This window comes from Paenibacillus sp. NPDC058174 (assembly GCF_042883865.1).
Classification (GTDB): domain Bacteria; phylum Bacillota; class Bacilli; order Paenibacillales; family Paenibacillaceae; genus Pristimantibacillus.
In genome coordinates this window covers 72003-89448 of the sequence record NZ_JBHVUY010000007.1, presented here as the reverse complement: position 1 = coordinate 89448, position 17446 = coordinate 72003, and the positions used below count along the sequence as shown (strand labels likewise).

The following is a 17446-nucleotide window of genomic DNA, read 5'->3' as shown; positions in this document are numbered from 1 at the left end:
TCACCTACTTCTCGTTATGTTTGTCTGGTTCCTCTTGCACCTGTGATTTAGGGCGCTTGTTCATTTGCTTAGCTTCCCAGAATAGTCCTGTCAGGACGTCCATTACGCGCTGCCGGTCCGTATTGCTCATTGGCACCCCGTCGAACATTAGGTCGCCGTCTTCCTCCAGCATCTTTTTGAAATCACGCTTATCCTTATACGTAGCCCATTCAGGAATGGATTCAGCTGCAGACTCCCGCCCGAGCAAGTAATCCGTTGTTGTGTTCAAAATATCTGCGATCCGCTGAAGATCGCCGCTTGTCGGAACAACCCGGTCATTCTCAATATGACCGAAATTGGAGCGTCCCATGCCGATACGGGTCGCTATGTCTTGTTGGGTCAGCTCGTTTTTTGTCCGAAGTTCCTTAATTCTCGTACCAAGAGACATTGTAATCATCCTCCGAAATAAAATGGTATTTAAAATACTTGACGGTATTTATATTACCACATATAATGAATTTGTAACGAGGAATCGTAGTATAAATACTTATATTAATATTTTATTTGTTATAGGTGGTAATGTCAATACCGCGAGCAGTCTAGGAGACTACTAATTTTTTTATCCAATAACAGTATTTTAAATACCAAAAATAATAAACGGAGGGTATTTCTATGAACATGGAGCAGGATGTTGTGGAGCAATTGAAAGCGTACAAGCGTCTCGTCGCCCGGAAAAAATGGATCGAGAAGCAGCCGGTAGGGAGCGGGGTGACGATCAGCTCGGTCTATGAGGACGATAAGCTGCAGGAGCTGCACCGCGAGCTTCGCCGGATGCCTTCTTATATGTACTTAAACAAAAGAGAGCAGCAATTGGAGCAAGCAGCACACGCTCATTTGACGCAGCATCCCGTTGGAACTAAAGCGCAATTGAGGGAAGTTAAGCAGGCTGCCGGGAATGCCGAGCCGGGAGATGAGAAGCTGCTCCGCGAGCTGGCCCGCAAAATCGAGAAAGTCATTGAAGCGCGGGCAGGATCCGCTGCGGAAGGTTATGAGGGTGTCATTAACCGTCTGAGCGAGCTTCAAGACATTGAGCGGCAGCTGCAATCGATCGACCAGGCGATGGAGGCGCTGCAGACTTGTTTTCCGGAGTACGAGCGTTTGCTCCGTTTGCGTTATATCGAAGGAAGACCCGCCGACTTCGTTGCTTCTGAGCTTGGAATCGTGGATCGCACATTTCGCAGATGGCGGCAAAAGGCTTCTCTCGAGCTTGTCCGTTTTTTGTCCGAATGATGTCCGCCGCTTGTCCGATATCGCCTAAAAAACCGTGCTACTATGATATTGTGAAATACATCGTAAGCAGCGGGGACGAGAGGCGAACACAGCCACTCGTCCTTTCTCATACCATTGCAGGGGGTGATCGTATGTAGGCGCATCGGCTGCACGGTTGGAGCATCGGAAGGGCAAACCACTAACCGAACTGAAGGGAGCAAGGGCATGAATCAGATCCATAACGAAAATCAAGACAAGCCGTCAGGCGAAACGTTCAGCAAGCGCCAGCTGCTGTCATCGAAGGTCTACACCGAATTGCAAAAGGATCTTTTGTCCGCCGTATTGGACGCAGAGCAAAGCTATTCTCATGAGCAGGCGCAAACGCTGCTTGCCATCTATTTGAAAAAGGAGGTCATGTAAATCATGGCAGGAGGAACTTGGACAACCCAAAACAAAGTAAGACCAGGCGTATACATTAATTTTGCAGGTGAAAGACAGCTCGGCGCGAGCATCGGCGAACGCGGAACGGTATCCGTACCGCTCGTACTGGATTGGGGCGTATCGCAGACGATCATTCCGATTGAAAGCGGCGATGATGTAAGAAGCCTGCTCGGCTACAGCTTGAATGCACCGGAATTGCTGCTCGTTCGCGAAGCGCTGAAGCGGGCGAAGAAGCTACTGGTTTACCGTCTGAATACAGGCGTTAAAGCATCGGCAACCGTAGGCGGTCTCACGCTGACGGCGCGGCATGGCGGTGTACGCGGCAATGACTTGACCGTATCCGTTCAGAAAAATGTCGATGACGAGACGCTGTTCGATGTTGCGACATATTTGGCTGATGAGTTGGTTGATGTACAATCCGCGTCGGCGATTGCCGATCTGGCAGCTAATGCTTTCGTCGTATTCAGCGGCTCGGGTGCCCTTACTGCATCTGCGGGCGTACCGCTTGCCGGCGGCGCCAACGGTACGGTGACCAACCAGCAGCATGCCGATTATTTGTCGGCTATCGAGCTGTATGATTTCAATACGATTGCTCTTCCTGCCAGCGACGAGTCGCTCAAGGCAGTATATACGGCGTTTGTCCGCCGCTTGCGTGAGGACGAGGGCCGCAAGGTTCAGGCTGTATTGGCGAACTATCCTTCGGCCAATCACGAAGGGATCATCAGCGTGAAAAACGGCGTGAAGCTCGCAGATGGTACGGTCGTTCCAGCAGAAAAGGCAACCGTTTGGGTGGCTGCCGCTACAGCAGGCGCTGCGCTCAATGAATCTCTGACTTATGCTGCTTATGAGAACGCGGTGGATGTCGATGTTCGTTACTCGAACTCGCAAATCGAAACAGCGCTTCGCAGCGGTGAGTTCGTATTTACGGCAAGCCGCGGCACGGCAATCGTGGAGCAGGACATTAACAGCTTGACTCAATATGGAGCGGCTAAAAATCCTTCCTTCTCGAAAAACCGCGTCATCCGCGTGCTCGACGGCATCGCCAACGATCTGAAGGCCTTGTTCGAATCGTCTTATATCGGCAAAATCGACAACAATGCGGACGGCCGCAATCTTTTCCGCTCGGAGGTCGTTAAATATTTGGAGCTTCTGCAAGGACGGAATGCGATCCAAAACTTTAACTCGCAAACGGATTTGATTATTGCTGCTGGCGCGCAAAGCGATGCCCTTGTAATTGAAGTTCATATTCAACCGGTAGACAGCGTGGAAAAAGTATATATGAAAGTGACGGTGAAGTAAGATGGCATTTTTGAACGCAGGCGATACGATTTCCGGCCAAGAGGGCCGCGCTTATACGACAATTGACGGTAAATACGAGGAAATGTTCTACATCAAGACGCTGGAGGCCAGCATCGAGAAACAGAAGGCGGAGATCAAAACGCTCGGCCACCGCGGTTTGCAGCATAAGGCGACAGGCTGGTCGGGTACGGGCAGCATGACGATCTACTATGTGACGTCCAAATTCCGTCAGCTGATGCTGGACTACGTGAAGACCGGCGTGGATAAAGGCTTCGAGGTTCAGATCACGAATGAAGATCCGACTTCGACCATCGGTGCACAGACGGTGACGCTTTACAACGTTAACCTGAACAGCGTTATCATGGGCAAGCTGGATACGGAAAGCGAAGCGCTGGAAGAGGAGCTGGAGTTCACGTTCACGGACATCGACATTGTGTCGCCGTTCTCTTCTCCAGCATCGCAGGGTTAAACCAATAAAAGGAGGCAATTCAATTAATGAGTGACTTGAGTGTATTTTTCGCGCAAAATACGGGCGCTGAAGCGACTGAGCAATTTGTGGTGTCGGAACGCTTCAAGGATAAAGACGGCCAGCCGGTCGCATGGGAGCTTCGCAGCATGACGGAAGCCGAGAACGAGGAGTGCCGCAAATCGGCAACCCGTAAAGTAAAGGGCAAGAACGGCGTGTATACGCCGGAGACGAACACGGATGAATATTTGGCGAAGCTGGTCGTCAACAGCATTCATTTTCCAGAGCTTAAAAATGCCGAGCTGCAGAAATCGTATGGCGTCCTGGGCGCCGAGAATCTGCTGCGCAAAATGCTCCGTCCGGGCGAATACGCCTCCCTGGTGCAGCGCGTGCAGGATATCAACGGCTTCAACCAAAGCATGAACGATTTGGCGGATGACGTAAAAAACTAATCAAAGAGGGCGACGGCGAAGCCAACTACGCTTATTACGCCCTCCACGAGCTTCGCATTTTGCCGCATGAGCTGATGGGGATGAGCAGGCGCGAACGCGCCGCCATCTACGCGATGATCGACGTTCGCGTCGAGAATGAGCGCAAGCAGCGTGCCAAATCGAAACGAAAATAAGGAGAAGGCGTCCCGGCGGGACGCCTTCTGTTCGTTATGAAGGAGGTGTTTTGGGGATGGCCACAAATTCGGCGGAAGCCATCAAAATGTCCAAAGCCTTAAGAGCGATGGCGTATGCTGTAAACTATACGCTTCAGACTTTAAAAACATTTGAAGGGCAAATGAATAGAAACGCTAAAGCCTCTGATGCTTTTTCAAATGCTCAACTAAAAGTCATCAAATCAATGAACACAACGAACAATTCCATGAAAAGGCTGGAGACACAAGCCGTTAAGATGGAGACGGTCGGTAATGTGTTCGAAACAATTAAATTCAAGATTAGTGCAGCTAACGGCGAGCTTTCGAAAATGAAAACTGCAATTGGCGGTAACGATAAGAAAGTGAAAACCTTATTGAAATCTTTCGATACGGGCGGTAAAAGAATTCGATCTTTCGTCAAAGTGGGCGAGCAGATTTCAAAAATAACGAAAGCGATTCAGACATCTACTACCGCTCAGACAAGGTTTAATGATGCTATTAAAAAAGGAAAAGATGCTGCCTCTAAAACAAAAGTAGGGGCTGCTGCTAAAGACGCCGCTGAAAAAACTTCAGAAAAATCAAAAAGTGATAGTAAAGGTGAAGATAAAGATAAGAAGAGCGGTGCTGCTTCATTCGCTGCTGGATTGAAAAAAATGCATGGTCCTATAAAAAAAATGTTAAGTATGACGTTTGACGGGGCCATTGATCAGCAAAAAATGAAGGATCAGCTTATGGTGACAACCGACAGTGCTGCTCAAAGATCAGGTGTTTTTGATTTAGTTAAACAAAATGCTCTTAATTCAGGGCAGGATGTGAATAAAACTTTTTCTGGTGCTTTATCTTTTATGCCGCTTGTAAGCAATACGGATCAGTTGGATAAATTAACGCAGTTTTCTACACGTATATCTGCATTAAGTCCTACTGCCGGAGATGCTGAAGCATCTTCGACAGCCATGAAATCAGCGATGAGTGGAGATTTTACAGATCTTTCCAAACAACTTCAACTGCCAGAAAAGACAGTTAGTGATATGTTGGGAAATTCTAAAAATATGGATAGCTTTCTAGCATCGTTCGATAAGCTTCTCGATAAAGCGAACATGGGTGAAGAAAAGCTGACAGCTATGCTAAAGAGCCCGGCCGTCCAGCTAGACATGCTGAAGCAGCAGTTCAAAACGTCTTTTGCTGATGCCGGTGAGGGAGCGCTAGCCGCTATTTCGCCTTTATTAACGCTGTTGCTGGATGCATTTCAGAGCGGTAAATTCCAGCCTTTCTTTGATGCCTTGAATAAAGGCCTCACTTTGGGAGCAGAATTACTTGCCTCTATTGGGGAGAAGGCCATGGCTTTCTTCGATGCCAATAAGGAATTTTGGCCTGTTTTACTTGCTTTTCTTCCTGCAGTTTTCGTCGGCCTATGGGCGTTAGTAGCCCCTGTCATTGCTCAAGCTTTGGCATGGATGGCAGTGAATTGGCCGATCTTGCTGATAATGATCGCAATCGGCTTATTAATTACAGTCTTCATGCAATTTGGAGCCACAGCAGAACAAATTGTTGGATTTATAACTGGTGTTTTTTACGCATTGTTTGCATTTGTACAAAATAATGTTGCAATGCTGTGGAACATTTTTTTGGCGTTCGGTGAATTTTTAATCAATTTATTTATTGATCCTGTTTATGCAGTGAAAAAATTGTTCTACGACCTTGTTAAAAGTGTTGGTGATTTTCTTGGTAGTATTATTAACGCTGCGATAGACGGAATAAATTCGTTAATTGATTTATCCAACAAATATCTTAAAACCGATTTTGATACAATTGGTGAATTCACGATGAAATTAATCGATGATATGAAGCCGCCAACGAGCAATAAAGATGTTCTTAATTTATCTTCTCTTCGAATGGAGCAAGTCGATATTGGCGAGGCTTTTCAAAAAGGAGATAAAGCTGGTAAAGACTTCGCGGCGAAGACGATTGACGTGGTTGGCGATTTCAAAGAAAAGCTAAACGGGCAATACCCAAAAGATAAAGCTGGAGCGGGCGGTGCTCCTGGTCTACCTTCGGGCGGCCCAGACATCAACCGTGTAGGCGAGGTGGGCAAAATCAATGACTCGGTCGATATTACGAGCGAGGATTTGAAGACGATGCGCGAGCTGGCGGAGATGAAGAACATTCAGAACTTCGTAACGCTGCAGCCGTCAATCAGCGTTCAGACCGGTGACATCAACAACGGCTACGATATCGATACGGTTATTAAGCGGATGGAAGCTTCTCTGACCAATGAGATCGCGTCGTCGGCGGAAGGGGTGTACGCGTAGCATGATTACGAATCGCAATGAAAAATATCTGATTGGCCTTAGCTATAACAATCAGCAGCAGAGCTTCTTCCTTCCGGTAAACCCCCCTGAAATTCAAATTAGCGATTCTGCGGGCGGGAAAACGTACGAAGTATCCGGCTTAGGTGAGATTAACGTTATTCAAAGCCGAAAGTTGATGGACGTGTCATTCGATAGCTTTTTCCCGGCACCGGGGTCCGAGTATCCTTTTATCGTGAGGAAGGATGAGCTGCTTGATCCTGTTTTCTACATTCAAATGATCCGGGACTGGATGGAGAAGAAAAAGCCGATCCGGTTTGTGTTTACGGGCGAGTCCTTTGACTTGAACATCGCGGTTAGTATCGAGAAGTTCGATTGGAAGGAAGTTGCCGGTTCCGGCGATATCGAGTACAGCATTGCTTTTAAGCAATATGCATTCTATCGGGCGCGTCCAGTTATCGTGGATAAAAACAAGGCTAATACCAAGAGCGACCGTCCAGCGGATAAGCAAAAAGATACGACCTATAAGCTGGTTGCCGGCGATACGCTCATAAAAGTGGCGAAGAAAAAGCTGGGCGACGATTCGCGATGGCGAGAAATTCAGAAACTGAACGGCATTCCCGATGCGCAGTTGACCAGGCTGCCAATCGGGATGACGCTCAAGCTGCCGGGGTGACGAATATGCTGGAAATTATTTTGGACAACCGCAACGGTAAGCTGTGGAACATTACGAGTATCGTGCCGTCAATGACGTACAAGACGAAACGAATCGGCAGTCCGTCCAGTCTGGAGCTGACCTTGATTAAAGGCGCTTTGTTTCAGCATCGGGATTTTACGGTAAACAACGGCGATGTTATTCGGGTGAGAATGGATAATGTGAACGTCTTTTACGGCTATGTGTTCGAGAAGAGCTTTGGCCGCGATGAAAGTGTGTCGATTAAGGCGTACGACCAAGTGCGTTATTTGCTCATTAACGATCATTATTCGTTCACGAATGAAACGGCAGGCAATATTATTAAAAAAATCGCCGATGACTGCGGGTTGAAAACGGGCAAAATCGCCGATACGGTCTACAAAATTCCCACTATGCTGGAGGACAACAAAAAGCTGCTCGACACGATGTGCAAAGCGCTTGATCTGACGCTGATCAACGGGCATGGCAACTTTATGCTGTTTGACGATTATGGCGAGCTGACGGTCCGAAAGCTGGATGATATGAAGCTGGATACTGTGATCGGCGACTGGAGCCTTATGTATGATTTTGATTATAAAAGCTCCATCGATTCGGACACATTCAACCGGGTGAAAATCGTCAAGGACAACAAGGAAGCGGGCAAAAGAGAAGTATACATCGCGCAGGATAGCGCGAATATCGCCCGCTGGGGCCGTCTTCAATATTATCAGAAGGCGGATGACAACATGAACAGTGCCCAGATCAACGAGCAGCTGGACCAGTTGATGAAGCTGAAAAACCGCGAGCAGCGAAGTCTGAGCATTGAAGCGCTGGGAGATATTCGGGTGCGCGCTGGCTGCTACGTTCCAATTATTATCGAAGAGCTGAAGTTGAAGGAATATTTTCTCGTTGAGGAATGCACGCATAAGCTGGATGCGGATACGCATACGATGAATCTGGAATTGAGGGTGATTTAATGGCATTGCTGGATATTATCAAACAAGCGGGAGCCGCCGCCCATGCGTCGGGCAACCCTATGGCCGTGATGGCCGGAAAAGTACTCAGTATCAATCCTCTGCAAGTAAACGTTGATCAGCGTTTTACTTTGACAGAGGATTTTTTAATTGTCCCGGAAAGTCTAACGCGTTTTGAAGTGGATTTGGCTCATTCACACAGCATTGGATCGGGGCAAACGGAAGCAGCATTGCAGGAGAAGCTGCTCATCCGCCGCGGCTTGGAAGCAGGTGACGCCGTTCTGCTGCTGCGTGTTCAGGGTGGGCAGAAATTTGTTGTTTTGGACAAGGTGGTCTCATGATTCCAACGGGCGGCATTCAATTAACGGAAAGCTTAGTGACAGAGTCGCAGCAGACAAGCAGAACTTATGCGCTGAACGTCGCAGGCGGACGCATTTCCGGTTTTGTTGATGGGCTAGATGCGGTGAAACAGGCTGTGTTCAAAATTTTGCAAACGGAGCGGTTCGAGCATTTTATCTATAGCTTCGATTACGGATTTGAGTCGATGAGCCTGATTGGCGGAGCACCCGGCTATATGAAGTCTGAGTTGAAGCGGCGTTTCCAGGAAGCATTGCTCCAGGATGACCGGATCACGGGTGTAAATGATTTCGAAATGACTGTGGAAGGCGATAACGCTTTGGTTACTTTTCAAGTACAGAGCGATTATGGCGATTTTCTCTCAACGATGGAGGTGAAGGGAAATGTATGAAAATCAGACCTATAGCGCGATCTTGCAGCGTATGCTGGAGCGGGTTCCCGGAGACGTGGACAAGCGGGAAGGCAGCATCATTTATGATGCGCTGGCGCCGGCCGCAGCTGAGCTTGCGGAAGTCTATTCGCAGTTGGATGTGCAGTTGGATCTAACGTTCGCAGACACGTCTAGCGGTGAATTTTTACGCCGGCGTGCATTGGATTACGGAGTGAAATGGCAGGAGGCGACCCGGGCCAGCAGGCTTGGGTTGTTTTTCGATGCGAACAATGCTCCAATGGCTGTTCAACTCGGCGCACGCTTTTCGCTGCGCGACCGCAATTATAAGGTCAAGACGCAGCTTTCACTGGGCCGTTATGTGCTGGAATGCGAGACTGCGGGGACGGCGGGTAATTCTGATTTTGGAGCGTTGCTGCCTATCGATTATATTAATGGCCTTGCACGTGCGGAGCTTGCGGATGTGCTGATTCCGGGGGAGGATGATGAGACAGATGATAGTCTTCGTGCTCGGCTCTTAACCCAGGTTCAGAGTCCAGGGACAAGCGGAAATAAAGCCGATTATGTAAAATGGGGGCTTTCCGTGGCAGGTGTCGGAGGCGTTCAGGTTGAGCCGTTATGGGACGGGCCAGGAACAGTTCGGGTTGTTCTGATCGATAGTGAGAAGCTGCCAGCAAGCGTTCAGTTGGTCGATTCCGTACAAAATTATATCAGTCCGGAATTAGGAATGGGAGAGGGCGTAGCTCCTATTGGGGCAAAGGTTACAGTTGCCTCTGCTGAAGGAATTTCTTTAAGAGTGGCTGCTAAATTAGTGCTGGATGGTACGAAGTCATTGGGAGCGGTTCAAGAGCATTTTACCAGAGTAATGACTGATTATTTGCGAAGCATTGCATTCACAGCAGATCCGTCTCCTAAGTATGTCCGAATTGGTTCACTGTTGTTGGACACTCCCGGAGTTATAGACTTCACAAACTTGCTCGTTAACGGAAACGCAACGAATGTCGCCATTGCATCGAGTCAGGTTGCCGTTTTGAGCGAGGTGAGTTTGCATGAATGACACTATCATGAGTCCAATTGGCAGAATCCTAATGAACCATTTACCTGAGTATTATGCAGACATTAATGAGAGCAGGATCATATGTCAGACAGAGGGGATGGAATTTGATAGTCTTGAGTCTGCTTCTGCAGCAGTGCTGAGTCAACGTTTCGTTGATTCGGCAACTTGGGGATTACAACGGTGGGAAAAGGAGTTAGGTATCGCGGCATCAGCTGGCCAGCCTTTTGAACAGCGCCGCGCTGTCATTTGGTCTCGTATGAGAGGAACCGGGACTATAAGAAGCGAGTCTATTAAAGTGGTGGCAGGGGCCTACACGAATGGTGAAGTCGAGGTGCTTGAGAATTTTTCGGAAAGTACAATTATTTTAAAATTCGTATCCGTACTTGGTATCCCTCCTAATATTGCAGATATAACCGAAACGCTTCGAAGCTTAATTCCTGCACATTTATTAATAAAGTATGAGTATATCTACACGACATGGGGGGACATCGAAGCTGCGCCTGTATTTACTTGGAGTGATCTCGAGGATAGAAGTATTACATTTCAGGAGTGGTCTATATTTGATCCGTTTTCTCTCGTTCTTACGAGCTTAGGACTTACCGGATCAGATCAATAGAATAATAGGAGGTTAGTAGAATGGCATTTACTTTTCCAAAAGATAGTAATAATAAAGCTGGCGCTGTTCGTACGAAGAATGCTGGTACAGAATTTGTAATGCCCGTTCAGGATGAAATGTTTGATGTGATGGAAATCAAGCGTTCTACGCTTGCAGTATCCACCAATACGCAACTTTCATTTACAGGTGCGCAAAGTGTCATTGAAGTTCACAATCTAGGACCGGGTGAGTTGTATGCATGTCTCGACGCTGCAGCGACAGTTAACGGGGCAAACAGTATCCTAGTTCCTGAAGGAGCCGTTTATGTTTTTCCTATTAAAGGAACGGTTGTGAATGTTATTTCCAGTGGTACGCCTAAAGTTCAAGCTGTTGGGGTGAAAAACAATGCCTAAAAAACTCGGAATGCATATGCCGTCCGGTAAAAAGCTTGTCGGTAATGCTGTTGCCGGGGAGGTATTGACTGGAAAAACATTTTCCAATGCAACAGGTAATGATAAGGTAGGCACAATGCCTGATCGAGCAGCTATGACATTAAATCCTGGCACCAGTGATGTTGCTATTCCTGCAGGATACCATAATGGAGCAGGGAAAGTTTCTAAAGTAACCGTGGATCCATCAAAAGTTTTATCAGGAACTGTCATTGCCGGCACCGCTGGGACGATACCTTTGCGGGGAAATGAAGAATATGCAGGATGGTCGCGTGCAACGTTAGGACCTGTACCAGCGATGGAAGCAAGAGTACATGCGCGCGTACCATTAGGCGCGTATCTGAATGATGGTGCAAATGGATCGGGGTATCAGGGAGTGTTTTTAGATGATCCTAATTTCACCTCTAAAAATATTGCTGCAGGTGTTAATGTATTGGGGCTGACAGGTACCTTTGGTAAAGAAATTTATGTGAATAGGATATCTTCTATTAATCGTGATATTAGCTATGGAGGAGCAGGAGCTGCCTCAACAACTCCTATTGTTGATACTTTATTTATAGGTGAGGATATTATCGTCGCTTATACCGATGGAACAATTCGCAGATTTGATCGTAATTGGGGTCTTCAATGGAGTGTTCGTCATTATGCAGATACTTTAAAACAGGTTGTTGTAGGGGCAGATGGTTGGATATATTGTGCTCCAAATGTGTTGTATTCTACAAGACCAGTCTATCGTGTTAATGCAACAACTGGTGCCCTTGGTATTTCTTATCCTTATGCGCCAATATCATCTGGCGGGCCTGTTGCTGGGCTTGTGTACATTCACCAATATGATATTCTCGTGCTTAACTCTTATATGAATATGTATGTATTTAATGCAACAACTGGTGCTTTCCAACGGTATGTGTCAAGTGCTCCATCCAACTATAATGTTTCGATTATCCGAGATGTACGTTTCGCTGTTGGCGGAGGACAAGTAATTGCTGCAGGCCGCGCTAGTGGATATGATTATGTATTTAAATGGCCGTTAGCAATGAACGTTAATGGTGAGATCCTTATGACTGCTTACAATAGTACGTATGATTTGTTCATTGCTGAGGTGCAAAGCAGTGCATATGATGCTGCCATCTACACGTCATCAGGTTTAACAGTTTTTGCTGGCAATACTGCTCAATTAAATTTAGGCCCCGTAACATCCATTTGTGGATATGCTAATGGAGGTGGTTTCTATATATTCACAAATGACGGAAGATGGCATGTTGTATCAACTTCAGGTGCACTTTTAGCTACCTACACGTTAGGCAATGCGACGTTTTCGCCAAGAATGAAAGCAGATGGAAGGCCGTATGCTGTTGGGTATAGTGTTGTAAATGGAACATATACGCCTATGATTATGCGCCAATATTATTCGATTATTTAGGAGGTTTATTCATGAAGTTATTATTGGGAGAAGTAATTAGCGGTAAGGCACAAGTGGTTGGCCTTTTTTATGATCATTCTATGGCCCCAGAAAATGCAATTGATGTTGACTTCGCAGAAGTCCCAGAACCGCAACTATTATCTCGTAAAAATCCAGTGTTATATTATGATTCTCAAACTAATGCTTTGTTTTATGAATATATTAATCGTGATCTCACAGTAGAAGAACAACTGGCTGACCTGCAGTTGAAAATTGCTGAAAAAGATCAAGTAATTAACGATATTAGTATGGTTTTGTCTGACATTATCGCGGGAAATTAAAGGAGATGAAACGATGATAACTAAATTGCAAGATTATCAGATTCGTGTTATTGGACATGCTGTAATGGTTCGAATGGAACAAAGTGCGAGTGATGTGACTGATATCGTGGAAACATATTATCCTAATCTTTCAAAAGAAGATGCAGATAAAGTTGTTGAGTTCGTTGTCAGATCCCGTATGACGCCTTGAGGTATTAATAGCAATGCAAAAGAACTTTGCGCTTCTTATATTAATTTTACTATGGAGGTTAAGATATGGCACAATCATTACCAAGTGGATTAAAGTTGTTTGAATCGACGGATAGTGTTAACAAAGAGGCCTTTAACGAAAATACAAAACTAATAAATGACTCTTTGATAACACGAGCCCCGTTAGCTTCGCCTTCTTTTAACGGAATTCCAACAGCCCCGACAGCTCCTGCTGATACCAATACAGTTCAATTGGCAACAACAGCCTTTGTATTAGGTCAAGCAGGTGGGAATTTACCAATTATGAATGGAAGTGCTGCCTCCGGGGTATCTACAAAATATGCTCGACAAGATCACCAGCATCCAACAGATATGACCCGCGCGTCTGTATCATCTCCAGCTTTCACGGGTATCCCTAGCGCTCCTACAGCAGCTCAAGGGACGAATACCACTCAAATTGCAACAACAGCTTTTGTTCGTAATGAAATAACAGCGAAACAACAGTTTGTAACACCCAGTGATAATGTTCTGTACACATACGGTGGTGGGGGCTTTAGTGGTCAGCAGCGTTCGTTTACCGTCCCTTATCAAGGTAGATATCGAATAAAAGGTATGGCTCAACGCGGTAGTCAAACAGAATATATATCTATTAATATTTTCAGAACTCCTGTTAGTATTGGTTCTTTCTTAATTACAAGTCGGGAGGTATTTGCACCATATTCAATAGATATGGTGATTGCTGTTCCAGCGCAAAGTGTTATATCAATTTCTGTAGGAGGATACGGCTCCATAGACACGAATGGTATTCAAATTTGTGGAACCGTTGGTACATCATATGTCGGAGGTTTTGCAGAAGTTTAATTGATGAATGTTAAATAGAAACGGAGTTGGACGTAAATGAATGGTCTAACTATAACAGTCAACAGTGGCGCCGGGATTATCGGCGCCTTTTTTGCATTTGCTTTCGGAGGTTGGCATGAATCACTTACATTCTTACTGATCGCTATTGGCGCCGATATTATTACAGGGCTTTACGCCTCGATTAAAGAAGGCCGTGGTCTAAACAGTGCTGTTGGCGCTGTAGGTCTCGCCAAAAAAGGCCTGATACTGCTAGTCGTTTTACTAGCTCATCGCATCGATGTTCTTCTTGAGACGGAAAATATGACGATGATGGCCACCGTTTATTTTTATATCGCCAATGAGTTGATCTCTTTCACTGAAAATCTTGGACGCGCCGGTGTGCCTCTTCCCGAAAAACTGAAATACATTATTGAAGTGCTGAAAGGAAAGGGGAACAATAGGGATGTCTTGTAATTATCTCATTGACCATATCCCTCCCAACACACCTTGCACCCGCCGTCCTGCGCTCCCCATGCTCGCCACAACGATTACGATTCATAACACCGGCAATCCATCCAGCACCGCCCGCAATGAGCGCAATTGGCTGACGAATCCTTCTAATAACCGCACGGCTTCCTACCACATCGTCGTTGATGAGAGGGAAGCGATCGAGTGCTTGCCGCTTACGGAAAACGCCTGGCATAGCGGAGACGGCAGCGGTGCCAAGTCCGGCAACCGGACGTCCATTGGGATTGAGATTTGTGAAAGCGGGGATTATGCCAAAACGCTCGATAATGCAGCCGTACTCGTAGCCTCGATGTTACGGGAGCGTGGTTGGGGTGTCGACCGACTGCGCCGGCATTATGATTGGAGCGGCAAAATATGTCCTCGCCTCATGTACGATAACGGCAAATGGACAGGCTGGGAGGCTTTTAAAGCGACCGTAAGCTCCAAACTGACGCAGCTCGTGCAGGAGAGCGAACTGAAACAAGAACGGGGGGACATAATGGAGAAAATCGAAGTCTATATGAACGATAAGAAGCTGATTGACGGCTTATATGATACAAAAGCAGGCATTACTTATGTGCCTGTCCGTACTGTTGCGGAAGCGCTTGGTGCAGGCGTGAAGTGGGATGCCAAAAATAAGCGCGTCGAGCTAAAGTGCTAGAGTAAAGCCCGTCTACTTTGCGGCAGGCGGGCTCTAGCTATTAGTTGAACTGCTCTCTTATGCCGTCAAAAAATTCATTTGACTCGCCATCCGTACCGGGAGCGAATATAGCCATCACTTTATCGCCCTGCATCATAACGATCCGTTCTTCTTTTTTGTCGCTTTGGATAAGTGTGGCTGAATGATTTCCTTCTTCTCCTGTAACCTCTATCGTACTAACGACTTTAGGTTTCAGAAACTCGGTTTCGTTCTCCATCCCGCCCATATTAAATAGCAGCTGCATATCTTCTTGAACGTATTCCTTCACTGCTTTAGCTTTCTCTTCTTTCGTTCCGCTGTAATAGATTTTCAAAAATTCAAGCGCAATTGCGCTCTCCTTTGATTTCTTTTTGACCTTCGGATCCTCGCTCGCAGTCTCTTCTTTTTTGTTTGCATCTTCTGCCGGCGTCGTTACGTTAGCGGGAGCTGAAGCATTAGCCGCAGCTTCTTCTTTCTTTTCCCCGTTGCCGCAACCCGCCAACAGCAAGCTTAGCATCAATGCTGAAATCACAATTTTTTTCATTTCTTTGTTTCCCCCTTAAGATGTATTTTCCAGTAACGCTCCTTATTACTATAAAAATAGTTCAAAGGTTTCAAAAATAATGTTCGATTTTGGAAAAGACCATTTATATCCGCATAGGATTTCAGCATAAATTAGCAAACAAAATGCAAAAGTGCATTTTGAATTCACTCCAAACCCCCGAAATGGCCATCAAAATGCAAATATGCAGTTTGAATCAGCTATATCAGCCGATTTCAGAGGATTCAGGCGGATTCAAATGTACTTTTACATTTTGGAGCGGGAAATCGGCCTTTTTCGCCCAATCAAAATGTACTTTTGCATTTTGACCTGCGCACCTGACAACCAACTGACCCCCACAGCTGAGCAGCAGCAGAGTATCCTTCCAAACGTGCATCCTCCTGGAAAAAATGAGCAAACGCACATATTTGCTCATTGCCTATACGCATTAGGTTTTTCTACATAGGATACAAATGTACCCGAGCAAGATGCTGCCGTACAAACGCCACAGCAATACAGCACGCGGCGGCGGAAAGCCAAGGTGCAAGCTTTTCCTTCCTTATCTTTCTATTTAAAGGAGATGAACAAATGAGCTATGGAGTAGGTAACGCCGGCGTTGGCTGCGGCGGACCGGTTGTGGGCGGCGCTTTTACAAGCGTTGGAGTCATTCTGGTCCTCTTTATTCTTCTGGTCATTATCAGCCGTTCCTTCTGGTGCTAGTCTAAAGCTGATTAGCGAAAGATTAACGGCGTGGCCGCCAAAAACTAATTATAGATGACGACGAACCCCCAAGACCCGCAGTCTTGGGGGTTTGATCGCGTTCTCATACTTGCTCACGATCTCCCGTTGTCCCAGTCGTAACAGTTACGATATAATGGGGCTAGCGACACGACAAAACGTGATTACATAAGTAAAGAAGGTATATATGCGATGGCTGAAAATAAAGCTTTAATTCCGGTGCATCTCCTCTCCGGCTTTCTTGGAAGCGGGAAGACGACTTTGCTGACCAATCTGCTCGACTACTATAAGGGACAAGGGCTTAAACCGGCCGTTATCATGAATGAGCTGGGCGATATTAATCTGGACGGCCAATTGGTGGATGGCGAAGTGCCGATGTCGGAAATGCTAAGCGGCTGCATCTGCTGTACGATCCGCGGCGACTTAAGTATGGAGATTAAAGCGCTGGTGGACGAGCATCAGCCGGATATTATCGTCATTGAATCAACCGGTGCGGCGAATCCGATTGAAATATTGGACGGCGTAACCGAAGCGGCGATGTATTGCCGGATTGAGCTGCAATCTGTCATTACGGTCGTTGACGGTCCGGAGCTTCTGCAGCGCAGAAGGAGCGGCAAGGGAAGAACCTACAAGCTTATGCAGGAGCAGATCCGCTGTGCAACCAGATTGCTGCTTAATAAAGTCGATAAGCTGGAGCCGGAGGAGCTAGTCGAAGCTCAGCAATTGCTGCGGGAGCTGAATGAGCATGCGCCGGTCATGGCAACAATTCGCTGCTTCATTGACGATTGGGAGTGGCTGGCTTCATCCAAACAAAGCGCAGCAGCAGCTGTGCTTCCAAATGTGACATTAGCCGAGCAACCGCGAGAATCCGCTGCGTCGTGCGGCTGTGACCCAAAACGGGAACATGAGTGTGCCGAAGCATCATCCGACGAGGCCGAACCTGAACGTGAACTTAAACACGAGCATGAGCACCAACATAGCCATCATCACCATCACTCGCACGACCACGTCATGGTATTGACGCATTACCTGAGCGGACCGATCGACAGCGAATCGTTCGAGGCGCTGCTGAAGGGGCTGCCGGACAATATTTACCGGGCGAAAGGGATCGTGACCTTTTCAGATACGGCGAGCCGGTTTCTGTTCCAATATGCTTACAAGGAGACGGATTTCATGCGCATCACCCCTCAAGGCGATGTGAATGATGTTGCGGTATTCATTGGCGAGCATTTCTCGAAGGAGAGCCTGCTGGCGGAGCTGGAACAGCTGGAGCAGAACGAATAAACACCCTTCACGTCTATTCGTCATGAACGTTG

At 46.8% G+C, this 17446-nt stretch carries 23 protein-coding genes; 21 read left to right on the top strand and 2 right to left on the bottom strand.

Annotation, left to right across the window (positions count from 1 at the left end):
* Positions 1–4: 4 nt before the first annotated feature.
* A complete protein-coding gene (locus tag ACFVVF_RS24705) occupies positions 5–427 on the bottom strand; it encodes a helix-turn-helix domain-containing protein (protein ID WP_387815241.1) in 423 nt (140 codons plus the stop codon).
* A gap of 224 nt (positions 428–651) precedes the next feature.
* Here ACFVVF_RS24705 and ACFVVF_RS24700 point away from each other — a divergent pair, with 224 nt between their 5' ends.
* The 19 genes from ACFVVF_RS24700 (at position 652) to ACFVVF_RS24610 (ending at position 14833) form a co-directional block, all read left to right on the top strand.
* Positions 652–1269, top strand: coding sequence for an RNA polymerase subunit sigma-24 (locus ACFVVF_RS24700; protein WP_387815239.1), 618 nt, complete (start codon positions 652–654; stop codon positions 1267–1269).
* A 204-nt stretch (positions 1270–1473) separates the two neighbouring features.
* Positions 1474–1668, top strand: a complete 195-nt coding sequence (locus ACFVVF_RS24695; protein ID WP_387815237.1) for a hypothetical protein — start codon at positions 1474–1476, stop codon at positions 1666–1668.
* 3 nt (positions 1669–1671) lie between these two features.
* Entirely contained in the window at positions 1672–2988 is a 1317-nt protein-coding gene (locus tag ACFVVF_RS24690; protein ID WP_387815235.1) for a phage tail sheath family protein, read from the top strand.
* Position 2989: 1 nt separating this feature from the next.
* Positions 2990–3457 (top strand): phage tail tube protein, encoded by a 468-nt coding sequence (locus ACFVVF_RS24685; RefSeq protein ID WP_042170635.1) that lies wholly within the window; start codon positions 2990–2992, stop codon positions 3455–3457.
* Positions 3458–3483: 26 nt separating this feature from the next.
* On the top strand, positions 3484–3906 hold the full coding sequence (locus tag ACFVVF_RS24680; protein ID WP_042170632.1) for a phage tail assembly chaperone: 423 nt from the start codon (positions 3484–3486) through the stop codon (positions 3904–3906).
* Positions 3907–4135: 229 nt separating this feature from the next.
* Positions 4136–6406: a phage tail family protein gene (locus ACFVVF_RS24675; RefSeq protein WP_387815233.1), complete on the top strand. Its 2271-nt coding sequence runs from the start codon at positions 4136–4138 to the stop codon at positions 6404–6406.
* Position 6407: 1 nt separating this feature from the next.
* Positions 6408–7079 (top strand): LysM peptidoglycan-binding domain-containing protein, encoded by a 672-nt coding sequence (locus tag ACFVVF_RS24670; protein WP_387815231.1) that lies wholly within the window; start codon positions 6408–6410, stop codon positions 7077–7079.
* Entirely contained in the window at positions 6992–8053 is a 1062-nt protein-coding gene (locus tag ACFVVF_RS24665; protein WP_387815230.1) for an XkdQ/YqbQ family protein, read from the top strand. The genes ACFVVF_RS24670 and ACFVVF_RS24665 overlap by 88 nt, the downstream gene beginning before the upstream one ends.
* A 5-nt stretch (positions 8054–8058) precedes the next feature.
* A complete protein-coding gene (locus ACFVVF_RS24660; RefSeq protein WP_387815417.1) occupies positions 8059–8391 on the top strand; it encodes a DUF2577 domain-containing protein in 333 nt (110 codons plus the stop codon).
* Positions 8388–8798: a DUF2634 domain-containing protein gene (locus tag ACFVVF_RS24655; protein WP_387815228.1), complete on the top strand. Its 411-nt coding sequence runs from the start codon at positions 8388–8390 to the stop codon at positions 8796–8798. Before ACFVVF_RS24660 ends, ACFVVF_RS24655 begins: the two co-directional genes overlap by 4 nt.
* On the top strand, positions 8791–9852 hold the full coding sequence (locus ACFVVF_RS24650; protein ID WP_387815226.1) for a baseplate J/gp47 family protein: 1062 nt from the start codon (positions 8791–8793) through the stop codon (positions 9850–9852). The genes ACFVVF_RS24655 and ACFVVF_RS24650 overlap by 8 nt, the downstream gene beginning before the upstream one ends.
* Positions 9845–10468, top strand: coding sequence for a putative phage tail protein (locus tag ACFVVF_RS24645; RefSeq protein WP_387815225.1), 624 nt, complete (start codon positions 9845–9847; stop codon positions 10466–10468). The genes ACFVVF_RS24650 and ACFVVF_RS24645 overlap by 8 nt, the downstream gene beginning before the upstream one ends.
* A 20-nt stretch (positions 10469–10488) precedes the next feature.
* The gene (locus ACFVVF_RS24640; RefSeq protein WP_387815223.1) at positions 10489–10860 is read left to right on the top strand and encodes a hypothetical protein; all 372 of its coding nucleotides are present in this window, start codon (positions 10489–10491) and stop codon (positions 10858–10860) included.
* Positions 10853–12316: a hypothetical protein gene (locus ACFVVF_RS24635; RefSeq protein WP_387815221.1), complete on the top strand. Its 1464-nt coding sequence runs from the start codon at positions 10853–10855 to the stop codon at positions 12314–12316. Before ACFVVF_RS24640 ends, ACFVVF_RS24635 begins: the two co-directional genes overlap by 8 nt.
* An 11-nt stretch (positions 12317–12327) precedes the next feature.
* Entirely contained in the window at positions 12328–12636 is a 309-nt protein-coding gene (locus tag ACFVVF_RS24630) for a hypothetical protein (protein ID WP_387815220.1), read from the top strand.
* Positions 12637–12649: 13 nt separating this feature from the next.
* A complete protein-coding gene (locus ACFVVF_RS24625) occupies positions 12650–12826 on the top strand; it encodes a hypothetical protein (RefSeq protein WP_387815218.1) in 177 nt (58 codons plus the stop codon).
* A gap of 65 nt (positions 12827–12891) precedes the next feature.
* Entirely contained in the window at positions 12892–13686 is a 795-nt protein-coding gene (locus tag ACFVVF_RS24620; protein ID WP_387815216.1) for a hypothetical protein, read from the top strand.
* 36 nt (positions 13687–13722) lie between these two features.
* Positions 13723–14139, top strand: a complete 417-nt coding sequence (locus tag ACFVVF_RS24615; protein WP_387815214.1) for a phage holin family protein — start codon at positions 13723–13725, stop codon at positions 14137–14139.
* On the top strand, positions 14129–14833 hold the full coding sequence (locus ACFVVF_RS24610) for an N-acetylmuramoyl-L-alanine amidase (RefSeq protein WP_387815212.1): 705 nt from the start codon (positions 14129–14131) through the stop codon (positions 14831–14833). The genes ACFVVF_RS24615 and ACFVVF_RS24610 overlap by 11 nt, the downstream gene beginning before the upstream one ends.
* A gap of 40 nt (positions 14834–14873) precedes the next feature.
* Here ACFVVF_RS24610 and ACFVVF_RS24605 read toward each other — a convergent pair whose 3' ends face one another.
* Positions 14874–15395 carry a hypothetical protein gene (locus tag ACFVVF_RS24605; RefSeq protein WP_387815211.1) on the bottom strand — a complete coding sequence of 174 codons (522 nt, stop codon included), beginning with the start codon at positions 15393–15395 and terminating at the stop codon, positions 14874–14876.
* A 585-nt stretch (positions 15396–15980) separates the two neighbouring features.
* Between ACFVVF_RS24605 and ACFVVF_RS24600 the strand changes: the two genes are divergently transcribed.
* Both ACFVVF_RS24600 and ACFVVF_RS24595 read left to right on the top strand, forming a co-directional pair.
* Positions 15981–16112: a sporulation protein YjcZ gene (locus ACFVVF_RS24600; RefSeq protein ID WP_202903241.1), complete on the top strand. Its 132-nt coding sequence runs from the start codon at positions 15981–15983 to the stop codon at positions 16110–16112.
* Positions 16113–16322: 210 nt separating this feature from the next.
* Positions 16323–17414: a CobW family GTP-binding protein gene (locus tag ACFVVF_RS24595; protein WP_387815209.1), complete on the top strand. Its 1092-nt coding sequence runs from the start codon at positions 16323–16325 to the stop codon at positions 17412–17414.
* Positions 17415–17446 lie beyond the last annotated feature (32 nt).